General features: G+C 63.6%; 19 protein-coding genes and 2 pseudogenes. 9 read left to right on the top strand and 12 right to left on the bottom strand.

Features of this window, described 5'->3' with window-relative positions:
• Positions 1–9: 9 nt before the first annotated feature.
• Genes biuH through A3AU_RS0118805 form a run of 4 tightly spaced genes read right to left on the bottom strand, consistent with a single transcriptional unit; the run spans position 10 to position 3,972 of the window.
• Positions 10–711 carry a biuret amidohydrolase gene (gene biuH, locus A3AU_RS0118820; RefSeq protein WP_027054243.1) on the bottom strand — a complete coding sequence of 234 codons (702 nt, stop codon included), beginning with the start codon at positions 709–711 and terminating at the stop codon, positions 10–12.
• A gap of 48 nt (positions 712–759) precedes the next feature.
• Positions 760–1,686: an ABC transporter permease gene (locus A3AU_RS0118815; RefSeq protein ID WP_027054242.1), complete on the bottom strand. Its 927-nt coding sequence runs from the start codon at positions 1,684–1,686 to the stop codon at positions 760–762.
• Positions 1,686–2,801 (bottom strand): ABC transporter permease, encoded by a 1,116-nt coding sequence (locus A3AU_RS0118810; RefSeq protein WP_051355402.1) that lies wholly within the window; start codon positions 2,799–2,801, stop codon positions 1,686–1,688. The genes A3AU_RS0118815 and A3AU_RS0118810 overlap by 1 nt, the downstream gene beginning before the upstream one ends.
• A gap of 46 nt (positions 2,802–2,847) precedes the next feature.
• Positions 2,848–3,972 (bottom strand): BMP family ABC transporter substrate-binding protein, encoded by a 1,125-nt coding sequence (locus A3AU_RS0118805; protein WP_027054240.1) that lies wholly within the window; start codon positions 3,970–3,972, stop codon positions 2,848–2,850.
• A gap of 308 nt (positions 3,973–4,280) precedes the next feature.
• Here A3AU_RS0118805 and A3AU_RS0118800 point away from each other — a divergent pair, with 308 nt between their 5' ends.
• Entirely contained in the window at positions 4,281–4,970 is a 690-nt protein-coding gene (locus tag A3AU_RS0118800) for a GntR family transcriptional regulator (RefSeq protein WP_027054239.1), read from the top strand.
• 253 nt (positions 4,971–5,223) lie between these two features.
• Here the strand turns inward: A3AU_RS0118800 and A3AU_RS0118795 are convergent, their stop codons facing one another.
• On the bottom strand, positions 5,224–6,147 hold the full coding sequence (locus A3AU_RS0118795; RefSeq protein ID WP_027054238.1) for a LysR family transcriptional regulator: 924 nt from the start codon (positions 6,145–6,147) through the stop codon (positions 5,224–5,226).
• A gap of 109 nt (positions 6,148–6,256) precedes the next feature.
• Here A3AU_RS0118795 and A3AU_RS0118790 point away from each other — a divergent pair, with 109 nt between their 5' ends.
• The 4 genes and pseudogenes from A3AU_RS0118790 (at position 6,257) to A3AU_RS0118775 (ending at position 8,693) form a co-directional block, all read left to right on the top strand.
• Complete coding sequence (locus A3AU_RS0118790; protein WP_027054237.1) at positions 6,257–6,889, top strand: DsbA family protein; 633 nt, start codon at positions 6,257–6,259, stop codon at positions 6,887–6,889.
• Positions 6,890–6,972: 83 nt separating this feature from the next.
• A pseudogene (locus A3AU_RS01000000135650) lies at positions 6,973–7,782 on the top strand (MBL fold metallo-hydrolase); the annotation flags it as partial.
• A 1-nt stretch (position 7,783) separates the two neighbouring features.
• Positions 7,784–8,173: a nuclear transport factor 2 family protein gene (locus A3AU_RS0118780; protein ID WP_027054236.1), complete on the top strand. Its 390-nt coding sequence runs from the start codon at positions 7,784–7,786 to the stop codon at positions 8,171–8,173.
• 31 nt (positions 8,174–8,204) lie between these two features.
• Complete coding sequence (locus A3AU_RS0118775; protein ID WP_245235519.1) at positions 8,205–8,693, top strand: nuclear transport factor 2 family protein; 489 nt, start codon at positions 8,205–8,207, stop codon at positions 8,691–8,693.
• Positions 8,694–9,090: 397 nt separating this feature from the next.
• Here the strand turns inward: A3AU_RS0118775 and hpaH are convergent, their stop codons facing one another.
• From hpaH to A3AU_RS0118750, 5 genes are all read right to left on the bottom strand, one after another.
• Positions 9,091–9,894 carry a 2-oxo-hept-4-ene-1,7-dioate hydratase gene (hpaH, locus tag A3AU_RS0118770; RefSeq protein WP_027054234.1) on the bottom strand — a complete coding sequence of 268 codons (804 nt, stop codon included), beginning with the start codon at positions 9,892–9,894 and terminating at the stop codon, positions 9,091–9,093.
• Positions 9,891–10,766: a fumarylacetoacetate hydrolase family protein gene (locus A3AU_RS0118765; RefSeq protein ID WP_027054233.1), complete on the bottom strand. Its 876-nt coding sequence runs from the start codon at positions 10,764–10,766 to the stop codon at positions 9,891–9,893. Before A3AU_RS0118765 ends, hpaH begins: the two co-directional genes overlap by 4 nt.
• Before the next feature lie 244 nt (positions 10,767–11,010).
• Positions 11,011–11,991: a 3,4-dihydroxyphenylacetate 2,3-dioxygenase gene (gene hpaD / locus A3AU_RS0118760; RefSeq protein WP_027054232.1), complete on the bottom strand. Its 981-nt coding sequence runs from the start codon at positions 11,989–11,991 to the stop codon at positions 11,011–11,013.
• A 12-nt stretch (positions 11,992–12,003) separates the two neighbouring features.
• On the bottom strand, positions 12,004–13,521 hold the full coding sequence (hpaE, locus tag A3AU_RS0118755) for a 5-carboxymethyl-2-hydroxymuconate semialdehyde dehydrogenase (protein WP_027054231.1): 1,518 nt from the start codon (positions 13,519–13,521) through the stop codon (positions 12,004–12,006).
• Positions 13,522–13,552: 31 nt separating this feature from the next.
• Positions 13,553–13,939 (bottom strand): 5-carboxymethyl-2-hydroxymuconate Delta-isomerase, encoded by a 387-nt coding sequence (locus A3AU_RS0118750; RefSeq protein WP_027054230.1) that lies wholly within the window; start codon positions 13,937–13,939, stop codon positions 13,553–13,555.
• A 234-nt stretch (positions 13,940–14,173) separates the two neighbouring features.
• Between A3AU_RS0118750 and A3AU_RS01000000135645 the strand changes: the two are divergent.
• A pseudogene (locus A3AU_RS01000000135645) lies at positions 14,174–14,281 on the top strand (homoprotocatechuate degradation operon regulator HpaR); the annotation flags it as partial.
• A 70-nt stretch (positions 14,282–14,351) separates the two neighbouring features.
• Here A3AU_RS01000000135645 and A3AU_RS0118740 read toward each other — a convergent pair.
• Entirely contained in the window at positions 14,352–15,947 is a 1,596-nt protein-coding gene (locus A3AU_RS0118740) for a GMC family oxidoreductase (RefSeq protein ID WP_027054229.1), read from the bottom strand.
• 3 nt (positions 15,948–15,950) lie between these two features.
• Complete coding sequence (locus tag A3AU_RS0118735; protein ID WP_081709592.1) at positions 15,951–17,453, bottom strand: aldehyde dehydrogenase family protein; 1,503 nt, start codon at positions 17,451–17,453, stop codon at positions 15,951–15,953.
• Positions 17,454–17,660: 207 nt separating this feature from the next.
• Between A3AU_RS0118735 and A3AU_RS0118730 the strand changes: the two genes are divergently transcribed.
• The 3 genes from A3AU_RS0118730 (at position 17,661) to A3AU_RS0118720 (ending at position 20,154) form a co-directional block, all read left to right on the top strand.
• Positions 17,661–18,557, top strand: a complete 897-nt coding sequence (locus A3AU_RS0118730) for a hypothetical protein (protein ID WP_154674614.1) — start codon at positions 17,661–17,663, stop codon at positions 18,555–18,557.
• Between the two features lie 40 nt (positions 18,558–18,597).
• A complete protein-coding gene (locus A3AU_RS0118725; RefSeq protein WP_027054226.1) occupies positions 18,598–19,185 on the top strand; it encodes a YceI family protein in 588 nt (195 codons plus the stop codon).
• Between the two features lie 180 nt (positions 19,186–19,365).
• Positions 19,366–20,154: an SDR family NAD(P)-dependent oxidoreductase gene (locus tag A3AU_RS0118720; RefSeq protein WP_027054225.1), complete on the top strand. Its 789-nt coding sequence runs from the start codon at positions 19,366–19,368 to the stop codon at positions 20,152–20,154.
• The last annotated feature ends 9 nt before the right edge of the window (positions 20,155–20,163 follow it).

Raw genomic sequence — 20,163 nt, 5'->3', positions numbered from 1 at the left:
CGCGGTCCCTCACGGCAGTTGCGCAACGAGCGCCTTCGAATTCGACACCGTGCCGAAGACGCCGCCCTGCATCTTGATCATCTTGATCGCCGCCAGATGGTTGCCGTGGTCGGTTGCCCCGCAGCAATCCTCCAGCATCATGCATTCATAGCCGCGGTCATTGGCCTCGCGCATGGTGGTGTGCACGCAGACGTCCGTGGTGATGCCGGTCAGCACGATATTTTCGATGCCGCGCTGATTGAGGATCAGCTCCAGGTCGGTGGCGCAGAACGAGCCCTTGCCGGGCTTGTCGATGATCGGTTCGCCCTCGATCGGATAAAGGTCGGGGATGATGTCCCAGCCCGGCTCGCCTCGCACCAGGATGCGCCCGCACGGGCCGGCATCGCCAATGCCGGCGTTGATGCGGCGCGAGCGCCAGCGCTTGTTGGCCGGCAGGTCGGCGAGATCGGGCCGGTGCCCCTCGCGCGTGTGGATGATGGTGTAGTCCTTGGCCCGCATAGCCGAGAGCACCGCCTTGATCGGCTCGATCGGCGCGCGCACCAGCGACAGATCGTAGCCCATATGATCGACATAGCCGCCCGGCCCGCAGAAATCGGTCTGCATGTCGATGATGATCAGCGCCGTGTTGTCGGGCCGCAGGTCACCATTGTAGGGCCAGGGATAGGGCTCGGCATCGATGGTGTGCTGGGTGATTTCGGCTCTGGCGTTCATAGGCAAAACTCCAGTCATTTGGTGCCAAGTCTCATTTGGTGCCAACTCTCATTTGGTGATCGACAATTCGCCCGGCGCACCGGCAAGCGAGCGGGTCGGCGACGAGGTGGCGATCATGATGATGAGGGTGAGGATGTAGGGAGCGGCGTAGAACAGATAGTAGCCTTGCGTGACGCCGACCGATTGCAGCGCCGGGCCAAGCGCGCCCGCGCCGCCGAACAGCAGGGCCGCGGCAAAGCAGCCGAGCGGGTTCCAGCGCGCGAAGATGACCAGCGCCACCGCCATCAGGCCCTGGCCCGACGAGATGCGCTCGGTCCAGCTGCCGGGATAGTAGAGCGACAGATAGGCGCCGCCGATGCCGGCCAGTGCGCCGCCGACGCCGGTGGCCAGCAGCCGCACCGTGTCGGGGTTGAGGCCCATGGCGCGTGCCGCGTCCGAACTGTCGCCGACGACGCGCACTATGAGCCCGGCTCGGGTGTTGCGGAACGCCCACCACAGAATGACCGACAATACGGCGCCGATCAGGAACAGCACGTTGACGTCGAGCGCCGCCTGCACCTGCGGAATGTCGGACCAGCGGCCAAAGGGGATGGCCGGCAAATTGGGCGCCTTCGGCTTGATGAACGGCTTGCCGAAGAAGAAGGCCAGGCCAGAGCCGAACAGCATCAGCGCGATGCCGATGGCGATGTCGTTGACTTTCGGGAATTTGCAGATCCAGCCATGGAACAGGCCGAAGCACAGGCCGGCGAAGGCAGCGGCGACCAGGCCGATCCAGGGCGAGTTGGTCATCACCGCCACCGCATAGGCGGTCATGGCACCGAAGACGAGCGTGCCTTCGAGCCCCAGATTGATGCGGCCCGAACGCTCGGTGATCGCCTCGCCCAGAGAGACGAAGATGAAGGGTGTCGACACCCGGATGGCGCCGCCCAGGATGGCCAGCGGCACGCCCCAGAGGCCGATCTCGGTCGCGTCCATCAGGCAGTCCCCCCTAGGAGATCGGGCCTCTTCCAGAGGTCTGGATTGAAGGCCTTGAAGCGGCCGTAGAAGGTTTCGCTGAACAGGATGACGATGAAGATCAGACCTTGCAGCACCAGCACGGTGGCGTCTGGCAGGTCCAGACGGCGCTGGATCAGCCCGCCCGAGGCGTCGATGCCGCCAAGCAGGAAGGCCACCGGAATAATGGCCAGCGGATTGTGGCGGGCCAGGAAGGCGACGAGGATGCCGGTGTAACCATAGCCGGCGGCCAACGAGGCATTCGCACTGCCCTGCACGGCGGCGACTTCCAGCATGCCGGCCAGCCCGGCAAAACCGCCGGCAAGCGCCGTGAAGCCGACGATCAGCGGCCCGACGGCCAACCCCTGCACCTGCGCGGCCCGCACATTGCCGCCGGCGATGCGCGCGGCAAAGCCCCAGCGGGTCTTTTCGATGAGCACAAAGGAGAGGATGCAGGCAACCACGCCGACGACCAGCCCCCAATGCACGTCCATGCCTGGAATGTTGCCGATGCGGTAGATCTGCGCCAGCGGTTGCGTCGAGGGTTTGTTGAGCGAGGCCGGATCGCGCAGCGGCCCTTCCACCAGCTGGTTCATCAGCGCGATAGCGATATAGGCCATCAGCAGGCTGGAGATGGTTTCGTTGACGGCCCGGTAGTGGCGCAGCGCGCCGACGGCACCAATCCAGATGCCGCCGGCGGCCATGCCCGCCACGCCCATGGCAAGGATGACGATTGGGCAAGGCGCGCCGTTCAGCGCCACGCCGATGGCAGCGGCAGCGACACCGCCCAGCACGATGGCGCCTTCACCGCCGATGACGACGAGGCCAAGCCGCGCCGGCAGCGCGACGCAGAGCGCGGCCAAAAGCAGCGGTGCGGCCCGCGACAGCGAGTTCTGGACGGAGAACCAGGAGCCGAAGCCGCCTCGCCACATGGTCTCGTAGAGCAGGATCGGCGACTTGCCGACGAGCGCAATGAACAGGCTGAACAGCGCCATGCCGACGACGAGCGCCACGAGCGGAATGACGAAAGCCTCCGCCCGCCGCGCAATCCATTCCAGCGCCGCCGGATAGCCGCTGGCGCCGAATACTGCCGGCATGCCGGCGCTTGTCACCGTGTCCACCATCGCCGCGCTCCCCTCAAGATCAGGCGGTCGAGCCGACGACCCCGTCGACCAGATAGTCCATGCTTTCGAGTTCGATGGCGGTCTCGACGAAGGCCTGGCCCTCGGTGGCGACGACAGCGCCCTTGTTGCTCTTCAGCGGACCCTTGATGACGGCGAATCCGCCCTTCATCATTTCGGCTAGGGTGGCGTCGAACTGCTTGCGCGCCGGCTCGCCGACGGCGGGGCCGAGCGGGCTCATCTTGACGAAGCCGTCTGCCAGGCCGCCGCGCGTGAAGTTCGGCAGCGGCGTGCCGGCGACGAGATCGTCGACGAACATCTTGTAGACCTTGGCCCAGTTCCACTCGGCGCCAGTGAGATATTTCTCAGGCGCCAGCGGGCTCTGGTTGGCGTGGTAGCCGCAGACGAAGGCGCCGCGCCCGGCTGCCGTCTCGACCACCACCTTCGGGCTGTCGACATGGCAGGTGACGACATCGATGCCCTGGTCGACCAGCGCGTTGGTGGCTTCCGCTTCCTTGACCGCCAGCGACCACTCGCCGGTGAAGATGACCTGGCAAGTGATGGTCGGATCGACCGAGCGCGCGCCGAGCAGGAAGGAGTTGATGTTGAGCAACACCTGCGGGATCGGCTTGGCGGCGACGAAGCCGAGCTTCTTGGTCTTCGAAGTGTGGCCGGCCACGACGCCGTTGAGATACTGGCCCATGCCGATATAGCCGAAATAGGAGCCGGCATTCATCGGATGCTTGGCCTTGTCCCACATGCCGCCGCAATGGCGGAACTGCACGTTGGTGAATTTCGCGCACATGGCCAGCATGTGCGGATCGAAATAGCCGAACGACGTCGGGAAGATCAGCGAGGCGCCGTCGAGATTGATCATCGATTCCATCGTCTTCTGGACATCGACCGTCTCCGGCACATTCTCCTCCTCGACGACGGTGATGCCCTCGATGCCCTTCAACGTCGCGGCACCCTCGGCATGGGCCTGGTTGTAGCCATAGTCGTCCTTCGGCCCGACATAGATGAAGCCGACGGTGGCGGCTGCGGCGAACGCCTTGCTGACGGGGAAGGCGGAGGTAAGTCCGAGTGCGGCTCCGGCTGCGGTGGTCTTGAGCAACTGGCGGCGGCTAAGCATGAATCGGTCGGTCATCTTATGCTCCCCTGTAGGACCCCTTCCGGGTCGGTTAACATCTTTCAAGGAAAGTGCATGCAATCGCCATGCCAGTTCAAATCGTAAAATTTATCTAATAAAATCAAAGATTGCGTCAGCAGGCAATGCACAAGTGAAAGGCAATTGCATACACTTTCTGCCTTGAAAACAGCCAATTTGACAGGCAGATTAAAACATAGGCATAGAGGATCAGGCCTGAGTCGGATCGTGCCGTTTGGCCGCGGGGTTCCACGGCTTGATACGGCGAAGCATGGGGAGGCGAAGCACATTTGTCGGGAAAGCGCAGCTTGATCCGGTCGGGCACGACCGTCGATCAGATGGTGAGGGCGATCGGCGACCGTATCGTCACCGGGGTGCTGGTTCCCGGCGAAAAGCTCGATGAGGTTTCGCTTGCCGCCCGCTTCGAGGTGTCACGCACGCCGGTGCGCGAGGCGCTCGGCCAGCTCAGCGCCATGGGCCTCGTCGAGCGGCGGCCCAACAGGGGCGCCATCGTCGCCGTCGTCACCCAGGAGCATCTCACTTCGATGTTCGAAAGCATGGCCGAGCTGGAAGGTATATGCGCGCGCTTCTGCGCCGAGCGCATGAGCGGCAGCGAACGCCGCGCACTCGAGACCGAGCACCAGGCCTCGGCGCGGCTGGTGCGGCTAGGCGCCGAGGAAGACTATGAATACTTCAACACCGAGTTCCACAGCAGGCTCTATCGCGGCGCCCACAGCACGCACATCCAGGAACTGACTGCGATGACGCGCAGCCGGCTGGCCCCCTTCCGCCGCGCCCAGTTTAGGCTGGCCGGTCGGCTGGCCAAATCCTGGCAGGAGCATGACGCCATCGTCACTGCGATCCTGCGCGGCGATGGGACCGCAGCCGGAACCGCAGCCAAGAATCACGTCTCGATCGTCAGCGAGGCAAGCGCCGTGTTTGCTGTCGGTGAGCGGCCGAAAGCTGCAAGCCTAGCGATGCCATTCACCGCCAGCTGACAAAGCAAAGCTTGCCTGACGCCAGAACTGGCGCAAAGCGGCCGAGGGCTGGTTAGTCGGAAATGTTAATCTCAGCCAGCGGAATGTCCGCGAAGGCTTGTCGGACGCTAGAAGCTGCCCGTCCACTATCGGGTGCTCGCGGCTCGCCCGACCTCGGTAATGCCGCCCATGGCAATCATTTTTCCAATCCTGTGAGCGGCGGGCGATCGTGTCGTCGAGCACAGCTCCGGCGGTGGAGACAAGAGTTAGTCGGTCAGGACGTCGTCGATCCGTGTGGCGCGATCGGCGGTCGCTTCACTTCGGCTTCCAACATGGCGACAAAGGCAGTCACTTTTGGCGGACGAAACCGGGCGGCGGGATAGACCGTGTGGATGCCGCCCGACGGCAGCGACCAGTCGGGCAGAATCTGGACGAGCGCGCCTGTCTGCAACGGGTCAGCAACCAGAAAATCCGGCAGTACCGACAGGCCGCCTCCGGCCAGTGTCGCGGCAAGTACGGCTGGGGTCGCGTTGATTGTCATCGCCGGCCGCATACGGACCGTGCGGCGGTCGAAGTCGGCGCGCGAGAAATGCCAAACCAGCGGCTCACGCAACGCGCCGTTGGCGATGAATGGCTGCTGGTCAATGTTGTCGGGGACATCGGCGGAAATCGTGCGAGCTAAGTCGGGCGCCGCGACGAGCAACTGCCGGAATGCGCCGATCCGGCGCGCCTGCTGGCTGGAATCGTCAAGCCAACCGACCCGGATCGACACATCGATGTGGTGAGCGATCAGGTCAATCTTGGCGTCCGACAAGACGAGGTCGACCGAGCAGGCAGGATAGGTCCGACAGAATTTTGCCAGCAGCGGTGCAACGGTCGACGTACCGAAGTCGTTCGGCGCCGCGATCCGCAACGTCCCAATCGGGTTCGTCGTTACCTCCGCAACTTCGCCGAAGGCATCCTCGGCTTCGCGTAGGATAATGACCGACCGCGCGTGCAGCAACCGCCCAGCTTCAGTGGGCTCGACACGACGGGTCGTCCGAAGGAGAAGGCTCGTCTGCAGGTCCGCCTCCAACCGGGCCACCTGCTGGCTTACGACGGTCTTGGTGATGCCGAGCCGCGCGGCGGCACGCGTGAACGAGCCTGCGTCCACCACAGCAACGAAATAGGCGAGCCGATTGAGATTGATCGTCTCCATGCCGTGACTCCACATTGTATGCGAATAGCGCACAGTGCATATAGTTAGTCGGTATATTCTGTGCAATCTCGATCGCGTATCTTACCATCGGATATACGGGAAGACGGATATGCGCATAACTTACCTTTTCGACCCTCTTTGCGGCTGGTGCTACGGCGCCAGTCCCGTGCTGGAAAAACTGTCGCAACTCAACGGAGTGACGCTCGATCTGGCGCCGACCGGCCTGTTCGCCGGCGAAGCTTCGCGTCCGATGGACAGCCATTTCGCCGCCTATGCCTGGCAGAACGACCAACGCATCGCGCGGCTTACCGGCCAGCCCTTTTCCGATGCCTATCGCGAGCAGGTGCTTGGTGCGACCGGTGGCCTGTTCGACTCCGCGCCGGCCACGCTCGGCCTGGTCGCGGTCTGTCTCATGGAGCCCGCGCGCGAACTCGAAGCATTGAAGGCGCTGCAGCGCGCCCGTTACCAAGATGGACGCAACAATTCCGACCTCAATGTGGTTGCCGAAATCCTCGTAGAAGCTGGCTTCACCGGAGCCGCTCGGCGCCTCCAGACCCCGGATGAGGCGCTTCTCGACGCCTATCGTAGCCGGGTTTCGGCAGCGCGCGCTGATATGGCACGCTTCAACGCCGAGGGGGTTCCCGCCCTGATCGTCGACCGCGATGGTGACCAACGGCTAATGCGCGCCAGCGCCCTGTTCGGCGCCTTCGACGTGCTGGCCAACCAGTTGCACGCGGCCTGACGATCGCGGCCATCGCGACACACCGAATTCGACTGAACGACGAAACGTTAGACATTGAGGAGTCTGATATGGTCACCAACACATCCAAGCTTTCCTGGAAACATTTTCCCGCCGGCCAGACCGGCTTCTTCCGTGCCCCTGTGCTGCTAGCCGGTCCGACCGAAGCGCTGCTGATCGATGGCGGCTTTACCTATCCGGATGGCCGCGCTCTTGCCGAAGCGATCAAGGCGACGGGCAAGACGTTGACAACCGTCTACGTCAGCCAGTCCGACCCTGACTACTATTTCAGCCTGAAGCCGGTGCGTGAAGCCTTCCCGGACGCAAAGGTTATCGCCGCATCTGATACGATTGCCGCCATCAACGGCAATGTCGAGAAAAAGCTCGCCGTCTGGGGACCGCAGTTGAAGGAGAACGGTCCGCAGACGCTCGCCGATGTCGTGCTGCCCGAAGCCTTCGATGGCGCGGCGTTGACTGTTGACGGCGAGTTGGTCGAGGTCGTCGCCGCGGAAGGGCTCGCTAACCGCCGCTATCTACGCGTTGCCACGCTCGACGCGGTATTCGGTGGCGTACTGATCTTCTCCGGCGTCCATGTCTGGACGGCCGACACGCAGACCAAGGAGTCCCGCGCCACCTGGATTGCCAACCTCGACAAGATCGCCGCCCTGAAGCCATCGGTCGTCGTACCTGGCCACCTCGATCCGCAGGCGGCAACCGACCTGAGCGCCATCGCTTACACCAAGGCCTATGTCCTTGCTTTCGAAGTGGAACTGGACAAGGCTGCGGACGCTGCTGCGCTAAAGGCCGCGATGGAAGCGCGCTTCCCCGGCCTCGGTATGGGCGTCGCGCTCGATATCGGCTCCAAAGTCGCGATGGGCGAGATGAAGTGGGGCTGACATGGCAAGCAATCTCGACCTGATCCGTGCGACCTATGAAGGCTCATCTGAGCAGAACGGCCGAAATCTCATGGCCGTTCTTCATCCGGATGTAGAGTGGACCGAGGCGGAAGGTTTTCCCTATGCCGGCACTTATGTCGGCGTCGATGCGCTGTTGGCAGGCGTATTCGCCCGGCTTGGCAGCGAGTGGATCGACTGCCGCGCCGACGTTCACACCTACCTCGCCGATGGTGAACGCGTTGCCGCCTTCGGCGTCTACTCCGGCACCTACAAGGCAACCGGCAAGTCGATGCGGGCTGCCTTCGCTCATCTCTACGAGGTCCGGGATGGCAAGATCCGGCAGATGACCCAGTATGTCGACACCGTCATGGTGGCGAAGGCGCTTTCCTGACTACAGAGAGAAAACCGATAAGGAGATTATGATGAAGATGAAGAAGATCGCCGTGGCCTTGCTCGCGTCCGTGCTCGCGGCGTCGAGTGCAGCCGCTGACGGTTCAAAGCCAGACAAGAAGGCGATCCTGCAGCAACACGAACTCACGCAAGCCAACAAGGCGCTGGTCCTCAAGGCCTATCAGGAGTTGTTCGGTGACCATGATCTGACGGCGCTCGACCGCTACTGGGCGGCGAATTACATCCAGCGCAATCCGACTATGACCGACGGACGCGACTCGGTGCGCCAGTTGCTCGAGAAGATGGGCATTACCCATTGGCCGAAGCAGAAGGTCGAATTCAAGCGTGTCATCGCCGAGGGCGACCTTGTCATGACGGAAGTCGTGCAGCCGAAAACGGATGCCACGCCGGAAACCGCCATCGTCGACATGTTCCGTGTCGAGAATGGCAAAATTGCCGAGCATTGGGATGTCATCCAGGCGGTTCCGACCGACGCCGTCAACAAGCGGTCGATGTACTGAAGCTGCTACTTGGTCGCCAGCGTTCGGTGGCGATGCCGCCAACGTCACTTGTTCGGCCAGTCGCGTTTCTGAGATAAATCGGCGTATGAGGTGTGCTCGTTTGCCGGGGCGCTTGGAGTTGTGTCGCACCCAGCGCCGGGATGGACTGGCGAGAATGGTGATCTTGGTGAGCGGAGTCCCGCTGAAGTCGACGAGTGCGGCGGCCAGCCGGGTGCTCGATACGTCGATGCCGACGAAGAAAGCTCCCTCGGGTTTTAGCGCCAAGCGGATTCCCGGCCCACGCCGGCGCAGATTACGGGCGTGTGCGGATTGGCGAGCGCCTGCCCAAGACCGATTTGGGGTCGGCCTTCGGACAGCGCCTTCTTGAATAGATTGCTCGGTGCCGGGCATTTACCTTCTAGTCGAAGAATAGTCCTACGGAGCCGTAAGGACCGAAGTCCGCGTGGATGGTATCGCCATGCCGGCATTCAACCGGCCGGATGAAGGAACCTGACAGCACGATCTGGCCGGCCTCGATCCGCATGCCGTATTGGTTGAGCCGTTTGGCGAGCCAGACGATGCCCTTGGCTGGATGATCGAGCACGCCTGCTCCCAAGCCGGTTTCTTCGACGTCGCCGTTGCGCGATACGATGGCGCCCACCCAACGCAGATCCGCCCCGTGCGGGATTGCCGCACGGCCGCCGACGACGATGCCGGCATTGGCGGCGTTGTCTGAGATCGTGTCGAAGAAGGTTCGAATTTTACCGGTCTCCTTGTTTAGCCGCTCGATACGGGTGTCGAGGATTTCAAGCGCAGGCGTGATGTGATCGGTAGCGTCGAGCACCTCGTCGATCGATATGTCGGAGCCGGCGAGCGGCGCCTTCATTATGAAGGCGATCTCGGCCTCGATGCGCGGCTGAATGAAACGATCGGCCGGCACGGTGCCGCCATTTTCAAAGAACATATCGTCAAACAGGATGCCGGAATCCGGAATGTCGATGCTCAGCGCCGACTGCATCGCCTTCGAGGTCAGCCCGATCTTCCAGCCCTTGATCGTCAGTCCCGATGCGGCCTTCCGCTTCACCAAAGCTGCCTGCACGCGATAGGCGTCATCCATCGTCGCTTGCGGAAAATCGAGGCTGAGCAGCTTGATCTGGCGGCGGCCGCGCTCGGCTTCGAACAGCCGCCATGCGGCGTCCTCGACTTCCATCTCCGTCATCATCGGCCGGTTCCTTCGTCGACGACGCCGTTGCGAAGCAGGCCGATGCCGTCAGCCTCGACCTCGATCACATCGCCCGGCTTCAGCCAGATCGGCGGGTCGAAGCGAGCGCCGGCGCCGGTCGGTGTGCCGGTGACGATGATGTCACCCGGCATCAGAGTGGTGAAGGTTGAGATGTAGTTGATGATCTTGCGGAAGGAAAAGATCATGCGGCCCGTGCGGTCCTGCTGGCGGGTCTCACCATTGACGCGCGTAGTGAGCGCAATATCGGCGATCTGCACCTCGTCGGCGAACGGCACCAGCCAGGGACCGATGGAGCCTGTGCGGTCGAAATTTTTGCCTTGCGTGACGTTGAACTTGGCGTGGCGCACCCAGTCGCGGATCGTGCCTTCGTTGCACAGTGAAAGCGCCGCGATGTGGTCGAAAGCATCGGCCTCGGCGATGCGCCGTCCGACCTTGCCGATAACGATGACGACCTCGCCTTCATAGTCGAGCTGCGGTGATTCCGGCGGCCGCACCAGCGGCGCGCCATGCCCGACGAAAGAGCGCGGGACGCGGAGGAAGAGTGACGGATTTGAAGGCGCCGCTTGTCCGTCCTTGTACTCTTCGTTGCGGTCCGAATAATTGACGCCGACGCAGATGATCTTTTCCGGCGACGGGATCGGGATTTCGTAAGCAATGTCCTCGACCCGGAAATCGGCGGCGAGGCCTTCCGCTTCCTCGGCAAGTTTCACGAGCGCGCCTACTTCGATTACCTCGCGCAGCGTCGGCCATTCGGGATGGCGCGCCGAAAGGTCGACGACGCCCTTGTCGGTGATTGCGCCGTAGCGCGTCCTGCTGCCGGCGGTGAAGGTGGCGAGGCGTCCCGCGCTCATGCTGATGCTCCGCAGTCGGCGCCGCTGGTCAACCGGAAGCGTCGAGTTCTACGGCGCCCCCTTCTGTCCTGCCGGACATCTCCCCCACTTGGGGGGAGATCAGCCGGCCGCGCCGTCGGCGCCTTTCCTGCAATGTTGAAAGTTAGCGAAGGCAGAGATGACAGCCAATCTCTCCCGTTGTGGGGGAGATGTCCGGCAGGCCAGAGGGGGGGGCGACGGAACGCGAACATCTCCCAATAGCCCATCAAGGCGCCACGATCGGCGAAGCGGCCAGATCGGACTTACGTGGCTCGACACCCGCGAACACGCTGCCTTCCTCGAACCAGCTTTTGGGCGCCGGCGCACCCCACAGCGTCTGGCGCTGCGGGTCCTTCAGGTCCCACTTGATCGGCTCAAGGTCGGGATCGACGGTCTGGTAGTCCGAGCAATAGATCTCGATGCGATGGTTGTCGGGATCGCGGACGTAGAGGAAGAAGGCGTTGGAGATGCCGTGCCGTCCGGGGCCGCGCTCGATATTGCCGACATAGCCGGTGGTCGCCATCAGATCGAGCAGGTCGATGATGTTGAGCGGCGTCGGCACCCAGAAGGCGACATGGTGCAGGCGCGGGCCGAGGCCGTTGGTGAAGGCGATGTCGTGCACGCCGCCCTTCCGGTGCGTCCAGGCCGCCCACAGCTTCCCGGTCTCCGCATCCTCGGTGTATTCCGTCACTCGAAAGCCGAGTTCGTTGTAGAAGGCGACCGCCTCATCGACATCCGGCGAGAAGCAGTTGAAGTGGTCAATGCGCAGCGGCTTCACACCTTTGTAAAGCGCGTATTTCTGGTGGATCGGCGGCAGCCGCTCCATCTTCGAATAGAATTCGAGCGGGATGCCGTGCGGGTCTCGGGTGCGGAAGGTGCGCGACTGATAGGGCCGCTCGACCCACTCCACCGGCAGGTCCTTGGCCGCAAAGAAGTGCTCCGCCTTGTCCAAGTCCTCGTCGGAAAAAACCTTGAAGCCGAGCTCGCGCGCTTCCGGCGTCGCCGCCTTGCGCAGCACGATGCAATGGTGGCCGCGCTCTTCCATCGCGCGCAGATAGATGGCGCCGCTGGTCTCGTCGGTCACCTGCAGGCCGAGCGTGTCGACATAGAAGGCGCGGGATTTTGCCAAGTCGGTGACGGCGAGCTCGACATGGCTGAGCCGCACGATATTGAAGGCTGGGTAGAGATTGGGTTGGGGCAGGGCCATGGGTGTCTCCGGTCAGCCGCCGAGCTTCTGGATCGAATGCGGCGCCGTGGCGAATGCGATGTTCTTGGTTTCCATGTAGAAGTCGAAAGACCAGTCGCCGCCGTCGCGGCCGATACCCGAGCTCTTGACGCCGCCGAACGGCGTCGGCAGATGCCGGACGTTTTCGGAATTCACCCAGATCATGCCGGCGTCGAGCGCATCGGTGAAGCGCAAGGCGCGGGTGACGTCGGATGTCCATAGATAGCCGGTGAGCCCGTATTGCGTGTCGTTGGCCAGCGCCAGCGCCTCGGCCTCGTCCTTGAACGGGACGGCGGTCAGCACCGGGCCGAAGATTTCCTCCTGCGCGATGCGCATCTTATTGGTGGCGCCGACGAACAGCGTCGGGCTGACATAGCAGCCGCCACCCGGACCGGCGAACTTGCCGCCGCCGGCGGCGACCACCGCGCCCTCCGATTTGCCGATCTCGATATAGGACAGCACCTTTTCCTCGTGCACCGGATGGATCAACGGGCCGACCACGGTGTCCGGGTCGAGCGGATGGCCGATTTTGATGCGCCTGGCCTTCTCCGCCACCAGATCGGTGAGTTTGTCATGGACGGAGGCCTCGACCAGCAGGCGCGAGGACGAGGTGCAGCGCTCGCCGTTCAGCGAATAGATCATGAAGACGGCGGCGTCGGCCGCGCGCTCCAGATCGGCGTCGGCGAAGACGATGACCGGGTTCTTGCCGCCGAGCTCGAAATGCACGCGCTTCAGCGTTTCCGCGCCCTGTTTCATGATCATCGAGCCGGTGCGGCTTTCGCCGACGAAGCCGATCGCCTTGATGTCGGGGTGTTCGGTCAGCGCCCGGCCAGCGTCCTCGCCAAAACCGTTGACGAGGTTCCAGACGCCCTTGGGCAGACCCGCTTCCTCGGCGATCTCGACCAGCAGCCGCGCCGTCAGCGGCGACAGCTCCGCCGGCTTGTGGACGATAGTGCAGCCGGCGGCTAGAGCCGGCGCGATCTTCCACGTGGACAGCATGAAGGGAGTGTTCCACGGCGTGATCACGCCGACCGGGCCGATCGGAACGCGCGTCGTCAGATTGAGTTGGTTCGTCGCCCTGAGCGAACGGCCGTCGCGCGCTTCTGGCGCGCGGTCGCCATAGAAGCGGAAGTTCTCGGCGCCGCGTAGTGCTGCCTTGGCCATGAACTTCAGCGACTGTCCGGTGTCCATGCATTCGACGAAGGCGATCTCTTCGGCGCGCGCCACGATCGCGTCGGCGATTTTGTGCATGAGCTTCTTGCGCGCATCGCCCGAGATCGCAGCCCAGTCCTTGAAAGCCGCCTTCGCCGCCCTGGCGGCGCGGTCGATGTCGGCGGCCTTGCCGCGCGCCACTTTGGCGAGCGGCTTGAGGTCGATGGGCGAGATGGTCTCATATGTCGAGCCATCCGTTGCGGGCACGGCTTCGCCTCCGATCTGGTTGAGCACACCGCCCTTGCGGAAGCGTTCGAGATAGGCTTCGGCCTTCCTCAGATTGTCGTCCAATGCCGCCATGGGTTCTTCCTATTCTATTTGCCGCGCCCGTTTACTTGCTGCGGAGTCGCGGGTGGATGGCGTTTTTCTTCCAGCTGAGCTCGGCGTCGATCTCGCGGATCTCCAGTGAGAGCGCGAAATGCGGCGTGGCGAACAGCGATGCCAGGTGATCGGTCATGGCGGCGAAGATAGCTTCGCCCGCGCTTTTCTTTTCCGCCGCGCTGCGGCCTTTGCCGATACGGAAATTCAAGTCGATGAAGCAGTTCTCCTGAAGCTGGTCGGCGATCGCATAGGCCTCGGCGCGGAAGGCCCGTACCCTGACCGCGCCCGGTTCGAACAGGCCTGTTTCGAGGATGGTGCGTGAGACCAACGCGCAAAGCTCGCCCATGTCGACCTTCGCGTCGAGATTCGCCGAATATTCGATCGCCACATGAGGCAAGGTTTCCTCCGCCGGCATCACCGATCTTGTAGTTAACATGTGAATTACATCTTGACACCGGAATGTCAAGCGTCGTTCTCTCTGCGCGGGCCTAGCTTCCAGGGCGGGATTGCCGCTCTCGGCAAAATCGCGTCTATAGCTGCGACCCCAGTTAATATTTGCAGCGAGTCGTACTGGATTGGATTTTTCCGAGACCTGACCTTGCTGCCGCCAAGTACACGCCGTTCGCTGCCGATGGTTCTGCTTCGCGCCCGCGAAGTGATCATGGCGCATTTCCGGCCGATGCTTGCCCGCCACGACATCACCGAGCGGCAATGGCGCGTGTTGCGCGTGCTGGCCGAAGACGCGCGGAAAGCGCTGGCCTGATCCCTGACCTGCCTCGCTTTGCTCACATGCTCTCTGACGGGGTCTCTCAAGGCGGAGAGGAGCCTAGGATAAAATTGGCGCAGCGGTCGCCGATCATGATCGCCGGCGCGTTGGTGTTGCCGCTGATCAGTCTCGGCATGATTGACGCATCGGCGATGCGCAAGCGCGGCACGCCGCGCACGCGAAGCTGCGGATCGACCACAGCCTGGGGGTCCGTCCCCATCCGGCAGGTGCCGCAGGGATGATAGACGGTTTTGGCATGGCTGATGATGTGGTCGGCGATCGCCTCTTCGCTGAGATCATCTGCCTTGCCCGGTGCAAGTTCCTCGGCGATGACCTCGCGTAGCGCCGGCTGCCGCAGGATGGTTCGCGCTACCTTCATGCCGGCAAGCAGCAGGACGAGGTCGTCGGCGTGCGACAGGAAGCCGGTGGTGAAACGGATCGGATCGCTTGGCTTTCGCGAGCGCAGACGCACCGAGCCGCGTGACTTCGGCCTCAGCACACAGGGGTTGAGCTCCATGCCGTGGCGCTTGATCGAGCCGTGCTCGGCGCTTTCGATCATCACCGGGAGGACATGGAACTGGACGTCGGGTCGGCCGTCGCCGTCGGTGTCGAAGAAGCCGCCGCTCTCTACCACGTTCGAAGTGAGCAGGCCGCGCCGGAACAGTAGATATTCGATGCCGTGCCGTAGAGCCTTGAGGCCGCGATCCTCGCCAAGCAGCGAGACCGCTTTGCGGGTCAGCGCGTAGAGGGGTGCTGCGACATGATCCTGCAAATTCTGCCCGACGGCCGGCATGTCGCGGATGACGGGAATGCCCATCTCCGCCAGATGCGCCGCCGGGCCAAGGCCGGACAGCATCATCAGCTTCGGTGTCGCCAGCGCGCCGGCGGTGAGGATGACTTCCTCTTTCGCCGAGACGGAATGGATCTGGCCGTCCGGCGTCGTGTAGGACAGTCCGGTCGCGGCGCCGTTCTCCAGCGTCACTCCAGTCACCAGCGCATCGGTGACGATCTTGAGGTTGACATCTGCGGCCAGCGGCTTGAGAAACACCTTGGCCGCCGACTGCCTTTCACCGTTTGCCGTAGTCGTCTGATAAAAGCCAACGCCTTCCTGCTGCTCGCCGTTGAAGTCGTCATTGTATCGATAGCCCGCCTGCTGCGCCGCCCGCACATAGGCGAGCGACAGCGGGTGCCGATAGCGCGGATCGGAGACCGGCAGCGGACCCGCATTGCCGTGCCAACCGCCAGCCAGCCGTTCGTTGCGCTCCAGCCGCCTGTAGATCGGCAGCACGTCGTCCCAGCCCCAGCCCGGGCAGCCGAGTTCGCGCCAGCCGTCGTAATCTTCCGGTTGGCCCCTGATGTAGAGCATCGCGTTAATCGACGAGCCGCCGCCCAGCGTGCGGCCCTGCGGAATGGGCAACGAGCGTCCACCGACGCTGGGTTCGGGTTCCGACTGGTAGATCCAGCTGCGCGCCGTGCCGATCACCTTAGCGAAGGTGGCGGGCATATCGATGAAACGCGTATTGTCGGCCGGACCTGCCTCGATGACGAGCACACGCTTGCTGGCCGCGACGAGCCGGCTCGCAACGGTGCAGCCGGCCGAGCCCGCGCCGGCGACGATGTAATCATAGATCTCCGTCATCGGTCAGGCGTAGCGCATGATGGCGGTCTTGGTCTCGAGGTAGCCCTCGATCGCCGCGCGGCCATGCTCGCGGCCGATGCCGGACTGCTTGAAGCCGCCGAAGGGCGCTGCCGGATCGAGCGTGTTGTGCGAATTGACCCACACCGTCCCCACCTTGAGCCCGTGGATCGCGGTCATCGCCTTGCCCATGTCGCGGGTCCAGATCGAGGCCGACAGGCCGTAACGCGTGTCGTTGGCAATGCGGATCGCCTCATCGAGATCGGCGACCGGCATTGCCGCGACCACCGGTCCGAACACCTCCTCGCGCACGATCTCCATGTCAGGGCGGACGTGATGCAGAATTGTCGGCGCCACATAATGCCCCTTGGCCGGAACCGCCCGCGCGCCGCTCACGCGTTCGACGCCTGCCGCAAGGCTGCGCTCGATGAAGCCCTGCACGCTGTTGCGATGCTTGGCCGAGACCAGCGGGTTGATCTGCGCGTCGGCGTCGCGGCCGGCGCCCATCATCATGCCGTCGGCGATCTCGGCCAACCGTGCCAGCGTGCGGTCGTAGATCGACTTCTCGATCAACAATCTCGCCGCCGAAGTGCAGACCTGGCCCTGATTGAAGAACATGCCGAGCCCGACAAGCAGCTGCTCGATGCCGTCCTCCATGTCGCTAAGCAGGATCATCGGCGACTTGGAGCCGAGCTCCAGCGTAAAGCGCGCGACACGGTCGACCGCCGCATGGCCGACGCGTTTTCCCACCTCCGTCGAGCCGGTGAAGGTCAGCTTGTCGATGCCGGGATGGCGGATCAGCGCTTCTCCGGTGACGGAGCCGCTGCCGGTGACGATATTGACGACGCCGGGAGGGAAGCCGACCGCCTCGATCAGTTCGGCGAGCCTTAGCAGGCCGAGCGGTGTTTCCTGCGGCGGCTTCAGGACGACCGTGCAGCCGCAGGCGAGCGCCGGAGCGATCTTCCACATGCCGATCAGCAGCGGAAAGTTCCACGGCACGATGGCGCCGACCACACCGACCGGTTCCATGACGGTCATCGCGTGATGTTTGGCGCCCGGCGGCACCGGAATGGAAACTTGGAAGGTCGAGCCCTCAATCTTGGTCGCCCAGCCGGCATAGTAGCGCAGCCAGTCGACGGTGCCGCCGGCGCTCAGCATGCGGGCGACACCCAGCGACTTGCCGTTCTCGATGCTCTCGATTTCGGCCAGAAGATCGGCGTCGGCCTCAACCGCGTCGGCAAGCCTTAGCATCAGGTTCTGGCGGTCGACCGGCCGCATTGAAGCCCATGGACCTTCGAGCGCCGCTCGGGCGGCGCCCACCGCCTGGTCGACGAGTTCCGGACCGCTTTCCGGCACATGCGCGACAATCTCGCCGGAGGCGGAGTCGTCAACAGCGAGACCATCACCGGCTGGGCCGTCGACGAAACGGCCATTGATGAAAGGCCTGTGCGACCGCGCCAGGAAGGCTGCGGCTGCCGCGCTGATCGGTGGCACGGTTCTCTCGTTCACGCCATCCTCCTCGAAAAATCGATGAACATTTTCGAGAGGGTTATGGAGCGCGCGAACCCGCTTCAAGCCGCTGAAGGCGCGAGTGCGCGCTCAGTCAAAACAAAGTTCCCGTTCGGACAAGACGGCTGGCCTTTGGCCAATCAAGATCAAACAACGAGATCGGCCGCGCCGGCACGTTCTTGATCGGTCTTGGAAGGGCGGTGGCGATTGAGCGCGATACTCGGCAATCCTATGTTCACCACGACGACATTGCCGCTGCTGCTCGGCATTGTGCTTGCCTTGCTGGCGCGCTTCGCTTTGCCGCCGTCGTCGCCGGCGCTCACTGTGTTCTGGGCGGTCCTGCTTCTGTTCTTCTACTGGGACACGCTCGGCCCGCCGGTGGTGCCGCCGGTCGCCGCCAGCCAGAAGCTGATCTATCTCGCCTTCGCCGGCATCGTCATAAGCCTGCTGCCTGAGCGAGTGCTGGGCGGCCGGATGGGTTCTCTTGGCGCCATCGTTTTTGCGGCGGCGTTCCTGTGGCTGGGCTGGCGGCGCATTGCTGCCGGTACGCTCGACCTGCAGATGATCGCGGCGTTGGCCGTTGGTCTGCTGACGCTCGTCGGCGCCCCGATATTAACGGCGCGGCAAGCCTCACAGTCGCCATCCATGGAAGAACCGTTCCTCACCCCAGCAGCGGTGCTCGCTTTGTCGCTCTCGGGCGCCATCGTCTCGGTGCTTGGCGCTTCGATCGTCACCGGGCAGTTGCTCGGCTCGGTCGCGGCGCTGATTGGCGGTTGGTGCCTCGTGCACTATGTCGCGGTGCTGCGCGGCGGCGTGGCCGCTTCGTGGAGCAAAGGTCTTGAGTTCCTGCTGCTCTACGCCGCGGCCACGGTGCTGATCCAGGTCGCGCTGTTGGCGCCCAAGGCCAATCCCGCTGCGCTCATCCTTTCATCCTTGCCGCCGATTGCTGCCGTGCTCGTGCGCGGCCCGCTGCAAAACCAGCTTCCCGGTGCGCGGCCGCTGCGGCCTCTGGTCGCCGGCATCCTGATCGCCGTTCCGGCGATGTTGGCCATCGTGACGGCGATCGTTTGGGCGCCGCATGGGGCCGCCCTCGGCTTTTCCTGAGCCGGGTCCAAGAACCAGAACCAACAATAGGGAGAAACATGTGAGGACGAGAAATCTGATTGCCGCACTCGCTTTCGCCGGCGCATCCATGCTGGAATCGGCCGCCTATGCCGACAATTACGAGATCGACGGCCAGCACGCTTGGGTCACCTTCACCATCAAGCATGGCATCTACGGCATCGCCCACGGCCAGTTCGATAGCGTCAAGGGCGCGATCACGTTGGACAAGGCCGACTTCACGAAGAGCAGCGTCAAGGCCGAGCTCGAGGTCGCCTCGGTTCACACCGCTTTCGATCAGCGCGACAGCGACCTGAAAGGCCCGGACTTCTTCAACGCCGCCGAGTTCCCGACGATCAGCTTCGAGAGCACCAAGGTCGAGAAGGTCGATGACAAGACGGGCAAGGTCACCGGCAATCTCACCATCAGCGGCGTCACCAAGGAAGTCACACTCGACGTCAAGCTGCTCAACGAGGCGCAGGCGCCGTGGGACGCGACGCTGACCAAGGCGGCTTTCAGCGCCACCGGTAAGGTTAGCACCGCCGATTTTCCGATGGCCAAGGCCGCCAACGGGTTCGGCCTAGGGCCTGAGGTTGTGATCGCCATCGATCTGGAAGCTGTGAAGAAATAGGTCGCCGCAATTGCGATATGCCGCGCGGCAAGGTCGCGCGGCATATCGCAGAGGAGCCGCGAAGTGCGCGCTCAGTCAAAACAAAGTTCCCACTCGGACAAGACGGCAAGCAAGCTCTCGTCGCACACTCCACGTCAACGATCGGCAGCATTTGGGCTTCGCGCCCTTGAGGACCGCAGCATGAGATTTTCAGGCAAGACGGCATTCGTCACCGGTGGCGGCACCGGCATCGGCGCGGCCGTCGCCCGGCGCATGGCCGCCGACGGGGCCAGGGTGGTGCTGATGGGCCGGCGGCGCGAGCCGCTTGAGGCCGTCGTCAAGGATATTGGCGGGCTGGCGGTGCAGGGCGATGCCGCCGACGCCAAATCCGTCCGCGCCGCCCTTGCGCAAGTGCATGACAAGTTCGGACCGGTCGACATTCTCGTTGCCAATGCCGGCGGCCACGGCGTCGGCCCGACCGTGTCTATGAGCGACGAGACCTGGGCGCTGGCGACGCGCCTCAACCTTGACACCACTTTCGTCTGTGCCCGCGAGTGCCTGCCGGACCTGATCGCGCGGAAGGGCAACATCGTCGTCGTCGCCTCGATCGCCGGCCTGTTCGCCGGCCCGGACGCGGCCGGCTACGTCACCATGAAACATGCCTGCATCGGCTTCGGCAAATCGCTGGCCCGCGACTATGGCCGCAAGGGCGTGCGCACCAACATCATCTGCCCGGGCTGGGTGTCGACCGACATGGCCGACGAGCAGATGAAGGTCGTCGTCGAAAAACACGGGCTCGGCTCGGTCGCCGAGGCCTACCGGCTGGTGACGAAGGACGTGCCGCTCGGGCGGCCGGCGACACCGGAAGAGGTGTCCAACGTCATCTGCTTCGTCGCCTCCGGCGAGGCGGCGATGATGAACGGTTCGATCCTGACAATCGATGGCGGCGCCACCGTCGTCGACTTGCCGACGCTTGCTTTCGTCGATTGATGTGGAGAG

It is taken from the genome of Mesorhizobium erdmanii USDA 3471, from assembly GCF_000472705.1.
GTDB classification, from domain to species: Bacteria; Pseudomonadota; Alphaproteobacteria; order Rhizobiales; family Rhizobiaceae; genus Mesorhizobium; species Mesorhizobium erdmanii.
The sequence above is the reverse complement of the archived record's forward strand: the minus strand, read 5'-3'. Positions and strand labels throughout refer to the sequence as shown.

Coding starts and splice junctions, on each gene's coding strand:
- biuH (WP_027054243.1), bottom strand. CDS start 711: ATGAACGCCAGAGCCGAAATCACCCAGCACACCATCGATGCCGAGCCC.
- A3AU_RS0118815 (WP_027054242.1), bottom strand. CDS start 1,686: ATGGACGCGACCGAGATCGGCCTCTGGGGCGTGCCGCTGGCCATCCTG.
- A3AU_RS0118810 (WP_051355402.1), bottom strand. CDS start 2,801: ATGCCGGCAGTATTCGGCGCCAGCGGCTATCCGGCGGCGCTGGAATGG.
- A3AU_RS0118805 (WP_027054240.1), bottom strand. CDS start 3,972: ATGACCGACCGATTCATGCTTAGCCGCCGCCAGTTGCTCAAGACCACC.
- A3AU_RS0118795 (WP_027054238.1), bottom strand. CDS start 6,147: ATGGAGACGATCAATCTCAATCGGCTCGCCTATTTCGTTGCTGTGGTG.
- A3AU_RS0118790 (WP_027054237.1), top strand. CDS start 6,257: ATGCGCATAACTTACCTTTTCGACCCTCTTTGCGGCTGGTGCTACGGC.
- A3AU_RS0118780 (WP_027054236.1), top strand. CDS start 7,784: ATGGCAAGCAATCTCGACCTGATCCGTGCGACCTATGAAGGCTCATCT.
- A3AU_RS0118775 (WP_245235519.1), top strand. CDS start 8,205: ATGAAGATGAAGAAGATCGCCGTGGCCTTGCTCGCGTCCGTGCTCGCG.
- hpaH (WP_027054234.1), bottom strand. CDS start 9,894: ATGATGACGGAGATGGAAGTCGAGGACGCCGCATGGCGGCTGTTCGAA.
- A3AU_RS0118765 (WP_027054233.1), bottom strand. CDS start 10,766: ATGAGCGCGGGACGCCTCGCCACCTTCACCGCCGGCAGCAGGACGCGC.
- hpaD (WP_027054232.1), bottom strand. CDS start 11,991: ATGGCCCTGCCCCAACCCAATCTCTACCCAGCCTTCAATATCGTGCGG.
- hpaE (WP_027054231.1), bottom strand. CDS start 13,521: ATGGCGGCATTGGACGACAATCTGAGGAAGGCCGAAGCCTATCTCGAA.
- A3AU_RS0118740 (WP_027054229.1), bottom strand. CDS start 15,947: ATGACGGAGATCTATGATTACATCGTCGCCGGCGCGGGCTCGGCCGGC.
- A3AU_RS0118720 (WP_027054225.1), top strand. CDS start 19,366: ATGAGATTTTCAGGCAAGACGGCATTCGTCACCGGTGGCGGCACCGGC.